Here is a 16960-nt window from a genome sequence, read left to right as displayed (position 1 = left end):
TCGGTCTTAGTTGGTCCAGATAAAGTCCATTTTATTCGACTGTTTCATGATGTTCTCGATCACCGATTTCTCCAAATCCAGAATAGATTTTAATGAATTATAGTCGATTTTATCTGCATCATCCGTCGGCATATGATAATCCGGATGTCCGCCGGTATGGAAAAATAACACCGGAATATTCTTCTTATAAAATGAAGTTTGATCGGATCCGCCATTACCATCTTTGCTCAGATTAAACTTTATAGGTGCCTGGATATCTTTGAATATGATAGGCCATTGACTGCTCGTTCCATATCCAATAACAGCAAGCCCATTGCCTGGGTTGTAACGGCCGATCATATCCATATTAAGCATTGCTGTTATTTTTTCTAACGGTAGGGTAGGATGCTCGGTAAAATATTTGGAGCCGACCAAACCTAGTTCTTCGGCACCAAAAGCGATGAACAATAAGTTATAGGGCTCTTTTTGGTTATTGGTACTGAAATAGCGTGCCAGTTCCAATAAACCTGCAGTACCCGAGGCATTGTCATCGGCGCCATTGTGGATTTTACCAACACCTAGCGAGTCTTTCGAGCTGCCCTGACGACCTGTTCCCAAGTGATCGTAATGCGCACCTATCACGACTGTTAGTGCAGCTCCATTATCGATAAAGCCAATAATATTGTCTGCATTGCGGATGCTGTCGGCTACTTTTACTTTCCATACCTTGGCTTTGAAGGATTGGCGATAGCCTTTTTCACCTTTTGGTTGCAATTTATATTTTTTGAATTCCTTTTCAATATAGTCCGCGGCTTTGAACACTTCTTTACTACCCGTTCCTCTACCTTTCATTTTATCATCTGCCAGGTAGTAGATATGTTTTTTTAGGTTTGGAATTTCAATTTGTTGTGCCTGTGCCAATTTTGTCACAAAAAGTAAGCCTGCGATCAGGAATAAGTTGATGTTTTTCATTTTTTTGTATGATATTATTTAGATCATCATAATCCGGATTATTTGCTTGGTGGATAACCGGTTTATGATCTGTATTTTTAATTTTTAAAAGAAAAGCCTTGCGATTAACAAGGCTTTTGTAAGATATTTCGTTAATCTTCAACGATTTCGCTATGGATACTCGATTTCTCTTCTTTTTCTGTTTTGAAATACCGTTTTTGGAACAATAGTATGAGCACCACACCGACTGAGATAGCCGAATCTGCAATGTTGAATACCGGCCGGAAGAATAGGAACTCTTCACCGCCCCAAAAGGGTACCCATGTAGGGAACGTACCTTCTATTAAAGGGAAATAAAGCATATCGACGACCTTTCCATGCAGAAAGGAGGAATACCCTCCACCAGCTGGAAATAAGGAAGCCTTTTCGTAAAAATTGCTTTCGCTAAAAATCACACCATAGAAGGCCGAATCAATGATATTGCCCAGAGCACCGGCAAGAATCAGGGCTACATTCAATATAAAACCGCGGTTGTATTTATTCTTGATCATGTAGTGTAGACCATACCCGATACCAGCTACGGCCAGTATGCGAAACACGGTCAGGAACAATTTCCCGTAATCACCACCGAATTCCATTCCGTAGGCCATTCCATTATTTTCAATAAAATGGATCTGAAAGAATTTACCTAGGATGTGATGACTTTGGCCAATTGTCATAGAGAGCTTAACCCATATTTTTGACAATTGGTCTATTAAAAGAATCGCCACGATTAGTGCGACTGGTTTCGTATACCCCTTCATTGTGCTATAAAAATGGTCTTTGCCTAAGCAAAGACCATATATTTTTACCTAAAATTAATATTGTTTGTTTTTCGCTTCGATGCTCAACGTTGTGTGTGGAACAGCTTTCAAACGCTCTTTTTGGATCAGTTTTCCGGTTTCTCTACAGATACCGTACGTTTTGTTCTCGATACGCACCAAGGCTGCTTCAAGGTTATCAATAAACTTCTTTTGGCGAGCCGCTAATTGATTTGTCTGTTCTTTCTCCAACGTTGCAGAACCATCCTCTAAGGTCTTATAAGTCCCTGCAGTATCGTCTGTACCATTCGCATTGCTATTATTAAGCGTTGCTGTCAACGAGGAAAGCTCTTCTTTTGCTATTCTAAGCTTGTCCAAGATAATATCTTTGAATTCTTGTAATTCTGAATCGCTATAGCGTGTTTTCTCGTTGTTGTTTGCCATAATTTAATTTTTTTGGATTAATGCCTTAAGTTCTTTGCCATCGATCTCGATGGTCTCTCCTTCAGTTAGTGAATCTTCAAATACCAATGAATCGGCTAGAATTTCGGTGCAAATATAAGATAAATTTTCTTTCGCAGCATCGACCACTTCCGGTGAAACTGTTAACTTTACGTTAATTCTATCCGTTACTTCAAGTCCTTTTTCTTTCCGTAGATTTTGTAGACGGTTGATCAATTCCCTTGATAAACCTTCTTTCTTCAATTCTTCGGTGATATGGACATCCAATGCGACGGTTAATTTACCTAAATTGGCAACCTGCCATCCTTCCACATCCTCTGCTATAATTTCGACATCGCTCAATAGAATAGTATATGGTGTGCCAACTAAGGCCAATTCACCTGCTGATTCTAAGGTACTGATCTGTTCAATAGTCAACGATTGGATAGCTGAAGAGACTAACTTCATATCCTTACCAACTTTCGCGCCAAGAGCTTTAAAGTTTGGTTTTATTTTTTTCTTGATGATACCAGTTGTATCTGTAATAAACTCAATATCTTTGATATTAGTTTCAGAAAGTATCAAATCTTTTACTTTTTCCACTTTCTCCTGGAAAGCACTGTCCAGTACTGGAACGAGGATTTTGTTCAATGGCTGACGCACATTGATCGACGTTTTCTTACGTAATGAAAGTGTCAACGACGAAATATCCTGCGCCAGGGCCATACGTTCTTCCAGATCTTTATCCACAAGTTTTTCATCGTATACCGGGAAGTTGGCCAAGTGAACAGATTCAACTTGTTCTTTATTTGTCGCTGTATTCAGATCAAGGAACAGTCTGTCCGAGAAAAATGGTGATATCGGTGACATTAATTTCGCGATGGTATCCAGACAGGTGTATAAGGTCTGATAGGCCGAAATTTTATCTTCCGTATATTCTCCTTTCCAGAAACGACGGCGACACAAACGAACGTACCAGTTACTCAAATGCTCATCCACAAAGTTTTGGATTGCACGTGCGGCTTTGGTCGGTTCGTAATCCGCTAAATATTCGTCCACTTCTTTCGTTAGTGAATTGAGTAAAGAGATAATCCAACGATCGATTTCAGGACGGTTTTCCAATGCAATATCCGGTTCTGCATAGGAGAACTTATCAATGTTGGCATAAAGTGCAAAGAATGCATAGGTATTGTATAGCGTACCGAAAAACTTACGGCGTACCTCATCCAATCCTTCCATGTTGAACTTTAAGTTGTCCCAAGGAGCAGCATTACTGATCATATACCAACGGGTAGCATCCGCACTATATTGATCTATCGTTGAGAAAGGATCAACACCATTGCCTAGACGTTTGGACATCTTATTTCCGTTTTTGTCCAATACCAACCCATTGGAAACAACGTTTTTGAAAGAGACCGATTTATACATCATCGTGGAGATCGCATGTAGCGTAAAGAACCATCCACGCGTCTGGTCTACCCCTTCGGCAATGAAGTCTGCAGGATATGCGTGATTGAATCCATCTTTAAATGGGAATTCTTCACCTTTTGCCAATTTCTCATGATCCAATCCCCATTGGGCATAAGGCATTGCACCTGAGTCGAACCATACATCGATTAAGTCAGGCTCACGGAATAATTTTTGACCGGCATCAGAAACAAGAACGATATCGTCCACATATGGACGGTGTAAATCCAGCTTTTCTGTATCAAATTTATCCAGATAGGCTTGGTTTTTCGCTTTCTCATCTGCCGATAGGACATCCGAAGTCAGTGAAGCCTCCAAGAAAGATTTTAACTCCGGTAACGAACCGATACAAACCTCTTCATTCTCATCTTCCGAACGCCAGATTGGAAGTGGTGTTCCCCAGTAACGGGAGCGGGAAAGGTTCCAATCGACCAGGTTTTCCAACCAGTTTCCAAAGCGCCCTGTTCCGGTAGCTTCAGGTTTCCAGTTGATTGTTTTATTTAACGCAACCAGATCCTCTTTTACGGCAGTAGTACGGATAAACCAGCTATCCAATGGATAGTATAAAACCGGCTTGTCTGTACGCCAGCAGTGTGGGTAGGTGTGCTCGTATTTTTTAACATCAAATGCTTTATTATCCTCTTTTAGTTTGATCGAGATCAGGACGTCAGTAGGTTTGAAGTCTTCTTTCGCACGCTCTTCAGCGCTGTAGTATTCTTCTTTTACAAATCGTCCGGCAAAATCAGTGATTTCGTTAACGAAACGGCCAGTACGGTCTACCGTAGGCACATCTTTTCCATTTTCGTCTTTGACCAAAATACCCGGTACACCGTGTTCTTTTGCTACACGAAAGTCATCTGCACCATAGGTCGGCGCAGCATGCACGATACCTGTACCATCTTCAGTGGTCACAAAGTCACCAGGGATGACGCGGAAAGCATTTTCCTGTAGCTCTTCATTGGTGATATAAGGCAGCAACTGCTCGTAGCGCAGGCCCACAAGTTCTTCGCCCACAAATTCAGCTGCAAGTTCCCAAGGGATTACTTTATCGCCCAGTTTGTAGTCTTGGAAAGAGGCATTTTCACCTTCAGCTTTAAAGTGTTTACTGATCAGATCTTTCGCCAATACAACAGATACCGGTGCACCTGTATATTTATTGAACGTTCTGATTTTGACATAGTTTATTTTCTTGCCAACAACCAAAGCTGTATTGGACGGTAGCGTCCAAGGTGTAGTTGTCCAGGCGATAAATGCAACATCTTCGGCTTCATCATCCACTAATTTTTCAATCGCTGGATGCAGCTGGCTTTTGATCAATCTGAATTCAGCAACAATGGTTGTATCCTTCACATCTTTATACGTGCCCGGTTGATTAAGCTCATGTGAACTCAAACCTGTGCCCGCAGCAGGTGAATAGGGTTGGATGGTATAACCTTTGTATAACAAGCCTTTTTTGTATAGCTCTTTTAACAAATACCATAAGGTTTCAATGTATTCGTTTTTATACGTGATGTAAGGATGTTCAAGATCAACCCAATAGCCCATTTTGTTGGTTAGGTCATTCCATACATCCGTGTATTTCATCACTTCCTTGCGGCAAGCGTCATTATATTCTTCTACGGTAATCTTTTTGCCGATATCCTCCTTAGTAATACCAAGAGCTTTCTCGACAGCAAGCTCAATCGGAAGGCCATGGGTATCCCAGCCTCCTTTTCGTTTTACCTGGTAGCCTTTCAATGTCTTGTAGCGACAGAAAATATCCTTAATCGTACGAGCCATCACGTGATGGATGCCCGGCATTCCATTTGCAGAAGGTGGCCCTTCAAAAAATGTATATGACTTGCTCTCAGGGCGATTATTGATACTTTTTTCGAATATTTTTTCCTGTTCCCAACGGGTCAAAATCTCTTTACCAATCTCCGGTAAATTTAACTGCTTATATTCTTTGTACATCAGACTGTTGTATGCTTCTTTTCTAAAGGTCGCTAATTTAGTGAATTATGATGGAAAAAGAAAGAGGGCTTTGTTGCTGTAGTATCATTATATGATGGGCAAAATATTTTTGAAAATCCTCATCGTTGTTGCTGATCTAAAATTACCCAATAATGCTGATTGCTGAAGTTGAATTGGAAAGTCCGGTGACAGGAAGCCTGTTACAGGAATAAGTCGGATAAAGGACGGTTGAGTTTTCCGAAACAGCTGATCAGGTTTGCGATTCCGCAGAGCTAATACAAAAGAGGGATTGCTATTGGCAATCCCTCTTTTACTGAAATATGTTAAATTTCAACTTATGCGGAAAAACTGCTTCCACAACCACAGGTGCTGGTAGCATTGGGGTTATTAAAGGTAAAACCTCTTGCATCAAGCCCTGATTTGAAATCAATTTCCATGCCTGCAAGATATAGGCCGTGTGCTTTATTCATGAATATGCGGATGCCTTCAATTTCGTACTCGTTGTCTCCGTCTTTTTTCTGATCAAAACCCAGGATATAACTCATACCTGAACAACCACCGCCTTCGACACCGACACGTAAACCAAAATCATCAGAGATTTCTTGCTGATCTTTTAATTTATTGAGTTCCTTGATCGCTCCCTGAGTTAAGGTAACGGGAGCAACTGCTGTATGTTCTGCGCTCATTTTGATATCGTTTTAGCCAATTCTTAGACAAAAATACATATTTTAAATCGCAAATTGATTGTATTGGATTTTTTGACATTTACAAAACATTCGATTTTTAGGGGTGATTTTGCTCCAAACCGGAATTAAAAGGATACTACACTAATTAGTTAATTCGCATAAATAAGTCTATTTTTCTAAGAACATTTAATAAAATATGGCTTTTTGTCGATATTCTTTATGGAATATGCTATCTTTGAGGCATTAAAATAAAAACAAAATTTACTTTACAACATTTAAAAACAATGGAAAGAGATCAAGCCATTTTTAATTTGATAGCTGATGAGCTTAAACGCCAAGAAGAAGGTATTGAATTAATTGCTTCAGAAAACTTTGTTTCAAAACAGGTAATGGAAGCTGCTGGTTCAGTGTTGACAAATAAATATGCGGAAGGCCTCCCAGGAAAACGTTACTATGGAGGTTGTGAAGTTGTGGATGAAATTGAAACCATCGCAATTGATCGTGCGAAGCAATTATTTGGCGCAGAATGGGTAAATGTTCAACCTCACTCTGGAGCGCAGGCAAATGCGGCTGTTTTTTTGGCGACAATCAAACCTGGCGACAAAATTTTAGGTCTTGATTTATCTCATGGTGGGCACTTGACGCATGGTTCACCGGCAAACCTTTCCGGTAAGATCTATCAGCCATTATTTTATGGTGTAAAAGAAGATACAGGTCTGATTGATTACGAACAATTGGAGGAAACAGCACTTCGTGAAAAACCAAAAATGATCATCTGTGGTGCATCAGCTTATTCACGTGATTGGGATTATGCCCGTATCCGTAAAGTGGCTGATGAGATCGGTGCAATTGTTTTGGCAGATATTTCCCATCCAGCTGGTTTGATCGCACGTGGCCTATTGAATGATCCACTTCCTCATTGTCATATTGTGACAACAACTACACATAAGACATTACGTGGCCCACGTGGCGGTATGATTATGGTAGGTAAGGATTTTGAAAATCCTTGGGGTATCAAGACTCCTAAAGGCGAAATCCGTACGATTACACAATTGTTGGATCTGGCTGTTTTCCCAGGTACACAAGGTGGTCCTTTGGAACATACAATTGCTGCTAAAGCAATCGCTTACGGCGAAGCATTATCAGACGAATACATGGAGTATATCGTTCAGGTGAAGAAAAATGCGGCCGCATTAGCGCAGTTCTTCGTTGATAAAGACTATAAGATTATCTCTGGTGGTACGGATAACCACTTGATGCTGGTTGACCTACGTAACAAAGATATTTCTGGTAAAGAAGCAGAAGCAGTATTGGGTAAAGCGGGTATCACCACCAACAAAAACATGGTTCCTTTTGATACACGTTCTCCTTTTGTGACTTCAGGTGTGCGTTTCGGTACAGCAGCAATTACGACACGTGGTATCAAAGAAAATGAAATTGTTCAAATCGGAGAGTTAATTGACGAAGCATTGCAAAATGCCTCAAACGATGCTGAGTTGGATAAAATCCACGGTAAAGTGAAAGCCCTAATGGCCGAATTCCCATTGTATAAATAAGACATTGTCTTTTTAATATAGCAACGCTTAATAGCATAAAGCGGAATCATCTTAAGGTGATTCCGCTTTTTAGTTTATAAGACTGTTTTCATTTCCAAGGCCATTCTCTTCATTCTTAAACCCCATCCATTGACCTAGAATTTCATGATCGTAAACTGCTGGGATAGTACCGACATATCTGGTTATAAACTGCATAATAACTTGTGGAATAGTAAGAAATTTAATCGGATTTGGTACGGACTTAATAGGTACTTTATACGCTTTTATCCGAATGAGGTCCGTACTAGGTCCGAATGAGGTCCCTGTAAAGTCCCTATCATTTGAGAATTTGTGACGGAGTTAATACCCCCATAAATTACGGCAGGCTTACGGATGTTGTCAAGCGCTTTTTTCGTAGAATCAAGGAAGCTCTGCGCTTCTTAAATGTTAAAAAATCTTAAAATAAATTGTAATAATTTGATTACTCGATAATTTTACGGTACTTTGAAATAGTATTAATTGATTGTTTTACAATAAGAAAGGAACACTATACGCCCAACATTTACATTTTACAACAGAACTGATAATTTATTTGCGAACTGCTAAAAAAGTAAGTGACGTATGAGACTTTTGAAAAGTAAGAGTGATCAAGAATTGATCCAAATGTATGTCGGTGGCCAAGAGTCCGGCCTAGAGGCATTGTTGAATCGATATAAATCGAAAATTTACACCTCTATATATATGAAAGTAAAAGACGAATATCTTGCTGAAGATATTTTCCAGGAGACTTTCATAAAAATCATCAACACCTTAAAATCGGGCAAGTACAATGAAGAGGGTAAATTTTTGCCCTGGGCAATCCGTATTGCGCATAATATGATCGTTGACTTTTTTAGAAAAGCCAAACGTGCCCCAAATATCGTGAATGCGGATGGTTTCGATATTTTTGAGGTATTGGAATTCAGTGATGAAAGTGCTGAATCCAAGATGCTGAAACAACAGGTGGATGTAGACTTAAAGAAAATGATCCAGAAACTGCCGGATGATCAGAAAGAAGTCTTAATTATGCGTCACTTCTGTGATATGAGTTTTAAGGATATTGCTGAAATTACAGAAGTGAGTATCAATACAGCTTTAGGGAGAATGCGCTATGCGTTGAGCAACCTGCGTAAAATGATTGAAGGTTCTGATCTGGTCTTTCAGATGGGATAAGGGAGTTAATACTATATTTTAGAAGATAACAACACGAGGGGGTGAATTTTTCACTCCCTTTTTTATGCTACAATGTCATGCCGGCATCAGAAGAATTTGATCTTTTTGTCAGTTATTCGCTTTTTGTTAACTTAGAAGTTCATGTCTTTGTCCATTTGAGGGAATTGGAATGAGGTTTGATCATTAGATTGAAACAGTAAAAGAGAATAACGATAAAAAATATAAAAAAGCTATGTACTTGATTTTATTTATTGGAATAATGGTGGTAAGCCTGATTGTCCAGACACGATTTAAAAACAAATTTAAAAAGTATTCGGAAATGCCATTGGGGAATGGAATGTCGGGTGCTGAGATTGCGCAAAAAATGCTCAACGATAACGGTATATATGATGTGAAAGTGATCTCCATTCCTGATCGCTTGGGCGACCATTATAATCCATCGGATAAAACGGTTAATTTGAGTCCTGAGGTGTATAGCGGTCGGAGTGTGGCGGCGGCTGCTGTGGCAGCCCATGAATGTGGCCATGCCGTTCAGCATGCAAAAGCATACAAATGGCTGGGGTTCCGTTCAGCAATGGTACCTATGGTCAATGTGGCTTCCAAACTGACCTCATGGGTATTGATGCTCGGTGTGATGTTATTTGCATTTTCCAAAGGCGGAAACCCATGGTTGTTAGCAGTTGGTGTAGGTGCCTTGGCGATCACAACAATATTTTCTTTCATCACACTTCCAGTGGAGTTTGATGCATCAAACCGTGCTTTGGAATGGTTGAACCATGCGGGCGTTACTTATAATGGCGAAGAGCATGACGGTGCGAAAGATGCCTTAAAATGGGCTGCTATGACTTATGTAGTTGCTGCTTTGAGTGCCTTGGTAACTCTTTTATACTATGCTTCCATCTTATTTGGTGGACGGAGAAGTGATTAATGCGTGGCCAGGCCACTCAAGTATACAAAAAAATGCGATTATTTTTAATAGTCGCATTTTTTATGGGGTGTTAATGAGGTTACTACAGACAATTTTTTTAACTTTGCTGTTTATATAGAATAAGATTCAGATTTTATGTTTTCAAATCTTCAAGATAAGCTAGATAGGGCCTTTAAGGTATTAAAAGGACAAGGCAGTATTACCGAAATCAACGTTGCTGAAACGATGAAAGAAATTCGCAAAGCATTGTTGGATGCCGATGTGAATTACAAGACTGCTAAAACTTTTACAGATGATGTTAGACAAAAAGCTTTAGGGCAGAATGTATTGACAAGTATTTCTCCGGGTCAGTTGTTGACTAAAATCATGAATGATGAGCTGACAGCATTGATGGGGGGATCTGTTACCGAATTAGAGACCGGTAAAAACCCTACTGTCATTTTGATAGCAGGTCTGAATGGTGCCGGTAAAACAACTTTTTCTGGTAAGCTGGCATTATTCCTAAAAGATAAAAAGAATAAAAAACCATTGTTGGTTGCAGGTGACGTTTATCGCCCAGCAGCGATTGATCAATTGGAGGTCCTGGCTGAACAGGTTGGTGTTCCGGTGTATGTCAATAGGGAATCAACGGATCCGATTGCCATCGCCAAAGCGGGGGTTGAAGAGGCTAAACGCAATGGCCATAATGTCGTTATCATCGATACGGCAGGTCGTCTGGCGATAGATGAGCCTTTAATGGTGGAGATTACCGCAGTTAAGGAAGCAACAAAACCGGACGAGATCTTATTTGTGGTTGATTCGATGACGGGACAGGATGCTGTCAATACAGCGAAGACATTCAACGATCGCCTTGATTTTACGGGTGTGGTATTGACCAAATTAGATGGTGATACACGTGGTGGTGCTGCACTATCCATCAAATCTGTTGTCAATAAACCAATCAAGTTTATCGGTACCGGTGAGAAAATGGATGCATTGGACGTTTTCTATCCGGATCGTATGGCATCCCGTATTTTAGGTATGGGTGACGTCGTATCTTTGGTAGAACGTGCACAACAACAGTTTGACGAAAAACAAGCTGCTGAGCTTCAAAAGAAAATCCGTAAGAATAAATTTGATTTCAATGATTTCAAATCCCAGATCCAACAGATCAAAAAAATGGGTAATATGAAAGATTTGATGGGCATGATCCCCGGGGTAGGAAAGGCCATGAAGGATATTGAAGTCGATGATAATGCATTCAAGCCTATCGAAGCAATTATTGATTCGATGACACCTTTTGAACGCGAAAACCCGGATGTGATCGATCAAAAACGTCGTTTACGTATTGCCAAAGGTTCGGGAACCGATATTAACGAAGTGAACAAATTATTGAAGCAATTTGGCGACATGCGTAAAGTGATGAAACAGATGTCTAATCCTGCAATGGCCGCTAAATTGATGCGCAATATGCCTAAAATGCCGGGTAAAATGTAATTTTAATGTATAGTTATATACGATAGGGCATTGTACGCATACAATGCCCTATTTTTTTAATAAATAATTTGTAATTTCAAGTTCCTCGCTAGAGTAAACGAAATAATTGTTAAATTTGTAATCATTATGGATGACCCCGCGCAATTATCGGAATACGGCAAAATCCTTATCATTCTGCTGATAGGGGCGCTGTTAGTCTGTGCGACCATTTTTCTAGCACGTTTAATCTCTCCCAAAAAGAATAATCCCATTAAATCTGGTACTTACGAATGTGGCGAAGATCCGATTGGATCCTCTTGGGTACAATTTAATCCCCGATTTTACGTCATTGCTTTGGTGTTCCTGCTTTTTGATGTGGAACTCATTTTTATTTTTCCCTGGGCGACGGTGTTTGGACAGTCGGAATATATTGCTGCCGATGGTCGATGGGGATGGTTTACACTAATTGAAATGGCGATGTTTATCGGTATTTTGATCTTGGGATTGGTTTTTGTCTGGAAAAAAGGAGATTTGGAATGGGTTAAACCGAATGTTTCACTACCTAAGGTTCCGGTCAATATTCCCCAAAGTGCTTATTCCGCTTTGAACAATACCGCATATCAGGTACGGGATTATAGACAGCCCGCAGTTGAGGCTGTGGAGCATGCTGTCGTTCAGGAGCCGACGAGTGCTCCGAAAATTGCTTTTAAACCTCGATTTAAAAAACCTGAGTAAACATGAGTTTAGATAGTCAGTTGCAAAATAATGGTGTCGTTGTTGCCAAATTGGATGATTTGCTAAACTGGGCACGGCTTTCATCGATGTGGCCGATGAGTTTCGGTATAGCCTGTTGTGCGATCGAAATGATGGGTGCTATGGCTTCAACTTATGACCTGGATCGGATGGGGGTGTTTCCAAGGCCTTCGCCAAGACAATCGGATGTTATTATTATTGCAGGTACAGTCACGTTCAAAATGGCTGATCGTATTAAAAAGCTATATGAGCAGATGCCAGATCCTAAATATGTAATTTCGATGGGATCCTGTTCCAATTGTGGTGGTCCATATTGGCAGCATGGGTATCATGTGGTGAAGGGGGTTGATAAGATCATTCCAGTGGATGTGTATGTTCAAGGCTGTCCGCCACGTCCGGAAGCACTGATAGGTGCTTTTATTGAACTGCAAAAAAAGATAGAAAAAGAAAGCTTATTAGGTGAACAGCTGTTCAGAGAAAAAGCTTAAGAGATAAATTTTATAAGATTCTAAAATCAACTATGGCAAAAGATTTTTATGGCGAACTGCAATTAGGCATTCTTGGTGGTGGTCAACTGGGAAGAATGTTAATCCAGGAAGCCATTAATTACAATGTAAACGTTCATGTACTGGATCCCGACAAGAATGCGCCCTGTCGTAAACTGTGCAACAAATTTGAATGTGGTTCATTGAGCGATTTTGAGACGGTATATAATTTTGGTAAAGACCTGGATTTGATTACTATCGAAATCGAAAAAGTAAATGTGGATGCATTGGAAAAATTGGAGGAAGAGGGGGTAGTTGTTTATCCACAGTCCCGCATCATTCGCTTGATTCAGGATAAGGGATTACAGAAACAGTTTTTTAAACAAAATGATATCCCGACTTCTGCATTTCAATTGATATCCAATAAGGATAATCTCACAAATGCATCTTTGAGCTTACCTTATATTCAAAAACTCCGTAAAGATGGTTACGACGGAAAAGGAGTGAAGAAAATCGTTACGGAGGCGGATATTGAACATGCTTTTGAAGAGCCTAGCCTGATTGAGGAATGGGTGGATTTTGAAAAGGAAATCGCGGTTATTGTTGCACGTAACGATAGAGGTGAGGTGTCTACTTTTCCGATGGTGGAAATGGAATTCAATCCACAGGCTAATTTGGTAGAATTTCTTATCGCACCATCTTTATATGGGGTAGAGATCCAGCAACGTGCCGAGGCAATTGCGAAGAAGATTGCGGATGATCTACAGATTGTAGGTTTACTTGCGGTGGAAATGTTTTTAACGAAAAACGGCGATATCCTTGTGAACGAACTGGCTCCGCGCCCGCATAATAGTGGACATCAGACGATCGAGGGAAATTACGTATCTCAGTTTGCGCAGCATTTAAGAGCCATTTTCAATTTGCCTATGGGTGATACCAGATGCCGGACAAATGCCGTCATGATTAATCTCTTGGGTGAGGATGGCTACGAAGGCTTGGCAAAATATGATGGTGTAGAAGAGGTGTTGGCCATGGAAGGAGTCTATCTGCACCTTTACGGCAAGAAGTATACAAAACCTTTTCGTAAAATGGGCCATGTATGTATCATTAATGATGATCGGGAAAAAGCCATTTCCAATGCGAGAAAAGTACAAGAAATATTAAAAGTTAAAGCTTAATTATACTATGTCAGTCAATAATAAGGCCCAGGTAGGGATTATCATGGGAAGTAAATCCGATCTTCCGGTTATGCAGGATGCCATTGATGTTCTGAAAGTCCTTGGAGTAGAATTTGAAGTTACAATCGTATCGGCGCACCGTACACCACAACGTATGTTTGATTATGCAAAGGATGCGTCATCCCGTGGTTTAAAAGTGATTATTGCTGGGGCCGGTGGTGCTGCGCATCTTCCCGGAATGGTGGCTTCAATCACGCATTTGCCTGTGATCGGTGTACCTGTAAAATCATCCAATTCCATTGATGGTTGGGATTCGGTATTATCAATCCTTCAGATGCCCAATGGTATTCCAGTGGCTACAGTTGCCCTAAATGCTGCAAAAAATGCTGGTATTTTGGCAGCCCAGATTCTAGGAACTCATGACGAGACGATCAGTAAGAATATTATTGACTTCAAGGAAGAACTAGCACGCAAAGTGATTGAAACTGCGGCCGAAGTAGAGGATACGCAATTCTAAGGGAATTGATCAAATAAAAAATGGGAAGCATCTGCTTCCCTTTTTTTATTTGATCAGATTTCTCTGAACGTAATCGTAGCTTTTCTTAAGACTTTCTATCTTGTTAGGCATGTAGATGTCGTCCTGCTCTACGAAAGCGTATTTGAGGCCAGCTTTAGCCTTTTCTTTGACAATTTCTTGAAACGAAATGCTTCCGGTACCCACTTCGGTATATCTGATATCCTTAAAGATCTGTTCCACAGGCAACTTACCATCCTTAGGCCATTCGATCGGATTGGATTTTGTACGGTCCATATCTTTCACATGCCATAGCTTAAATCGGTTAGGAAATTTCTCAAATATAGATACAGGGTTTTTTCCGGCTTTCTCGGTCCAGAAAAGATCAAGCTCAAAATCCACGAGATCAGGCTCTGTAAAAGCCAACATGATATCTTCACCTGTGGTATTGTTGCCTAAATCCCTAAATTCCCAAAAATGGTTGTGGTAAGCAACCTTTAGTCCCATCTTTTTAGCTTGTTCACCGGCCTTATTGAGCTGTTCGGCAGCATAGAGATAATCATCTTTTTTCAGCGCATTAATATCGAACATCGGTGTTACCGGTGCAATAACATATTCCTGTCCAAGTTCCTTTGCAGCATCAAAGTAAACGGATAGATCCTCTTTATCGGTATGTGATTTACTGAGATATTTGGACATGTCATAGTGGCCCGAATAGGTTTTAAGACCATTGTCGTCCAGAATCTTTTTTAGCTCTTTATAAGGTAATTTCCAGAATTGTTTAGCGGTAGGATCTATGCCATAGAGCTCGACATGTTTGTAGCCTATTTTTGCGATCTGTTCCAAAGAACCTTTGGGGTCCTTATCCATTAAATCACGGATGGAATAAAGCTGTACGCCTATATTCTGCAATGGATTGTCGCTGACAGCACCCGCTTTATTTTGACAAGATAACAAATTGGGCATCAAATAAGCTGCCGAAAGACCTATTCCAGCTTGCTTTAAAAATTGACGGCGAGAATTGTTCATCATATAACTGATTATGTGTAGTGTACAATGTACAATTATTTTGCTCAAAAATCAATAAAAGCTGCTGAAAATATTTTGATGAACGCATATTATGGGGCTTCCGGAATATAAAAAGAGCTTGCCTAGAACGTGAAAGTGAGCCCGATGAAAATCGGATAAATGATAAGGGACTCCGGGGGGAACGCAAAAAAAACGAGGATGTCCAAAGCCATTGGACATCCCCGTTTTGTATGTTTAAAAATAAGGTCTTAAACAGTCATGATATCTTTTTCTTTCAGCTCAGCCAGTTTATCAACTTTTACAATGAATGCATCAGTTAATTTTTGGACTTCACCTTCAGCGGTTTTGATTTCGTCTTCTGAGGCACCATCATTTTTTAGTTTTTTGATGGACTCATTTGTATCCTTACGAATGTTACGGATAGCAATACGGCCTCTTTCAGTCTCTTCTTTTACTTTTTTGACCAGGTCGCGTCTTCTTTCTTCAGTCAAAGGAGGAACGTTTAAGCGGATAACGATACCATCATTTTGAGGATTGATGCCAAGATTAGCATCCGTAATAGCTTTTTCAATTGCGTTGATGAGCGATTTTTCCCAAGGTTGGATAACAATTGTCCGTGCATCAGTTGTATTGATGTTAGCGACCTGCGAAAGCGGAGTTGCGCTACCATAATAATCGACTGAAATACCATCTAACATCGATGGAGAAGCTTTACCGGCGCGAATTTTTGTTAATTCAGACTCGGTGTGAGCAACTGCTTTGGACATCTTGTCTTTACAATCGTCCAATTCAATTGAAATTAGTTCGTTCATATAAGATTACGTTTTTTTACAGATATTAATTATTTTACCACAGTTCCAACATGTTCTCCATTGGCAAGTTTCAATAAATTGCCTGGTTTGTTCATGTCAAATACAATGATTGGTAATTTGTTTTCCTGACAAAGGGTAAAGGCTGTCATATCCATCACATTAAGTCCTTTTTCGTAGACCTCCGTGAATGAGATTTCCTCAAATTTTGTCGCGCTAGGATCTTTCTCTGGATCAGCAGTATAGATACCGTCTACACGGGTTCCTTTTAGCACAGCATCCGCATTGATTTCAATTGCGCGTAAAGAGGCAGCAGTATCCGTTGTAAAATATGGATTTCCGGTACCAGCTCCGAAAATAACAATACGACCTTTTTCGAGGTGGCGTACCGCTCTTCTGCGGATAAATGGCTCACAAATCTGTTCCATTTTGATAGCCGTTAGCAAACGTGTCTTTTTACCTACTTTTTCAAGAGCATCCTGAAGCGCCATACTGTTGATAACAGTGGCAAGCATTCCCATGTAGTCTGCCTGAACACGGTCCATTCCTGATTTTTCAGCGCTCAAACCACGGTAAATGTTACCACCTCCGATAACAATTGCAATTTCTAAACCTTGATCGTGAATTTCTTTGATATCATTAGCGTATTGTGATACACGGTTAATATCGATACCATAGCTTTGGTCACCCATTAAGGATTCACCGCTAAGTTTTAATAAGATACGTTTGTATTTCATAATTGTTTTTTTGGAAATTTTCCAAAGGTCAAAGATAAAATTTTTTTT

General features: G+C 40.1%; 16 protein-coding genes. 8 read left to right on the top strand and 8 right to left on the bottom strand.

Annotated elements, in window-relative coordinates; all coding sequences use genetic code 11:
- Positions 1–6: 6 nt before the first annotated feature.
- From ACK8HY_RS17660 to ACK8HY_RS17640, 5 genes are all read right to left on the bottom strand, one after another.
- The gene (locus ACK8HY_RS17660) at positions 7–951 is read right to left on the bottom strand and encodes a M20/M25/M40 family metallo-hydrolase (RefSeq protein WP_077437833.1); all 945 of its coding nucleotides are present in this window, start codon (positions 949–951) and stop codon (positions 7–9) included.
- 131 nt (positions 952–1082) lie between these two features.
- The gene (locus ACK8HY_RS17655) at positions 1083–1733 is read right to left on the bottom strand and encodes a lipoprotein signal peptidase (RefSeq protein WP_416134357.1); all 651 of its coding nucleotides are present in this window, start codon (positions 1731–1733) and stop codon (positions 1083–1085) included.
- A 54-nt stretch (positions 1734–1787) separates the two neighbouring features.
- Entirely contained in the window at positions 1788–2174 is a 387-nt protein-coding gene (locus ACK8HY_RS17650; protein WP_046674049.1) for a TraR/DksA family transcriptional regulator, read from the bottom strand.
- Positions 2175–2177: 3 nt separating this feature from the next.
- On the bottom strand, positions 2178–5591 hold the full coding sequence (gene ileS / locus ACK8HY_RS17645) for an isoleucine--tRNA ligase (protein ID WP_077437831.1): 3414 nt from the start codon (positions 5589–5591) through the stop codon (positions 2178–2180).
- A gap of 335 nt (positions 5592–5926) precedes the next feature.
- Entirely contained in the window at positions 5927–6277 is a 351-nt protein-coding gene (locus tag ACK8HY_RS17640; RefSeq protein ID WP_077437830.1) for a HesB/IscA family protein, read from the bottom strand.
- A gap of 284 nt (positions 6278–6561) precedes the next feature.
- Between ACK8HY_RS17640 and glyA the strand changes: the two genes are divergently transcribed.
- From glyA to purE, 8 genes are all read left to right on the top strand, one after another.
- A complete protein-coding gene (gene glyA, locus ACK8HY_RS17635) occupies positions 6562–7833 on the top strand; it encodes a serine hydroxymethyltransferase (protein ID WP_077437829.1) in 1272 nt (423 codons plus the stop codon).
- Positions 7834–8433: 600 nt separating this feature from the next.
- Positions 8434–9024: an RNA polymerase sigma factor gene (locus ACK8HY_RS17630; protein WP_077437828.1), complete on the top strand. Its 591-nt coding sequence runs from the start codon at positions 8434–8436 to the stop codon at positions 9022–9024.
- Between the two features lie 232 nt (positions 9025–9256).
- Positions 9257–9952, top strand: a complete 696-nt coding sequence (locus ACK8HY_RS17625; protein ID WP_077437827.1) for a zinc metallopeptidase — start codon at positions 9257–9259, stop codon at positions 9950–9952.
- 135 nt (positions 9953–10087) lie between these two features.
- On the top strand, positions 10088–11428 hold the full coding sequence (ffh, locus tag ACK8HY_RS17620) for a signal recognition particle protein (protein WP_077437826.1): 1341 nt from the start codon (positions 10088–10090) through the stop codon (positions 11426–11428).
- 126 nt (positions 11429–11554) lie between these two features.
- Entirely contained in the window at positions 11555–12142 is a 588-nt protein-coding gene (locus ACK8HY_RS17615) for an NADH-quinone oxidoreductase subunit A (RefSeq protein ID WP_416134356.1), read from the top strand.
- 2 nt (positions 12143–12144) lie between these two features.
- Positions 12145–12648 carry an NADH-quinone oxidoreductase subunit B gene (locus ACK8HY_RS17610; RefSeq protein WP_416134355.1) on the top strand — a complete coding sequence of 168 codons (504 nt, stop codon included), beginning with the start codon at positions 12145–12147 and terminating at the stop codon, positions 12646–12648.
- Between the two features lie 32 nt (positions 12649–12680).
- Positions 12681–13823: a 5-(carboxyamino)imidazole ribonucleotide synthase gene (locus ACK8HY_RS17605; protein ID WP_077437823.1), complete on the top strand. Its 1143-nt coding sequence runs from the start codon at positions 12681–12683 to the stop codon at positions 13821–13823.
- 7 nt (positions 13824–13830) lie between these two features.
- A complete protein-coding gene (purE, locus tag ACK8HY_RS17600; protein WP_416134354.1) occupies positions 13831–14340 on the top strand; it encodes a 5-(carboxyamino)imidazole ribonucleotide mutase in 510 nt (169 codons plus the stop codon).
- A gap of 45 nt (positions 14341–14385) precedes the next feature.
- On the opposite strand, the gene ACK8HY_RS17595 is transcribed toward purE, so the two are convergent.
- From ACK8HY_RS17595 to pyrH, 3 genes are all read right to left on the bottom strand, one after another.
- Positions 14386–15369, bottom strand: coding sequence for a sugar phosphate isomerase/epimerase family protein (locus ACK8HY_RS17595; protein WP_416134353.1), 984 nt, complete (start codon positions 15367–15369; stop codon positions 14386–14388).
- A gap of 245 nt (positions 15370–15614) precedes the next feature.
- Positions 15615–16178, bottom strand: a complete 564-nt coding sequence (gene frr / locus ACK8HY_RS17590) for a ribosome recycling factor (RefSeq protein ID WP_416134352.1) — start codon at positions 16176–16178, stop codon at positions 15615–15617.
- 29 nt (positions 16179–16207) lie between these two features.
- A complete protein-coding gene (pyrH, locus tag ACK8HY_RS17585) occupies positions 16208–16912 on the bottom strand; it encodes a UMP kinase (protein WP_075991132.1) in 705 nt (234 codons plus the stop codon).
- Positions 16913–16960: the final 48 nt, after the last annotated feature.

The sequence above is a fragment of the Sphingobacterium sp. NGMCC 1.201703 genome (assembly GCF_047784615.1).
Classification (GTDB): Bacteria; Bacteroidota; Bacteroidia; order Sphingobacteriales; family Sphingobacteriaceae; genus Sphingobacterium.
The sequence above is the reverse complement of the archived record's forward strand: the minus strand, read 5'-3'. Positions and strand labels throughout refer to the sequence as shown.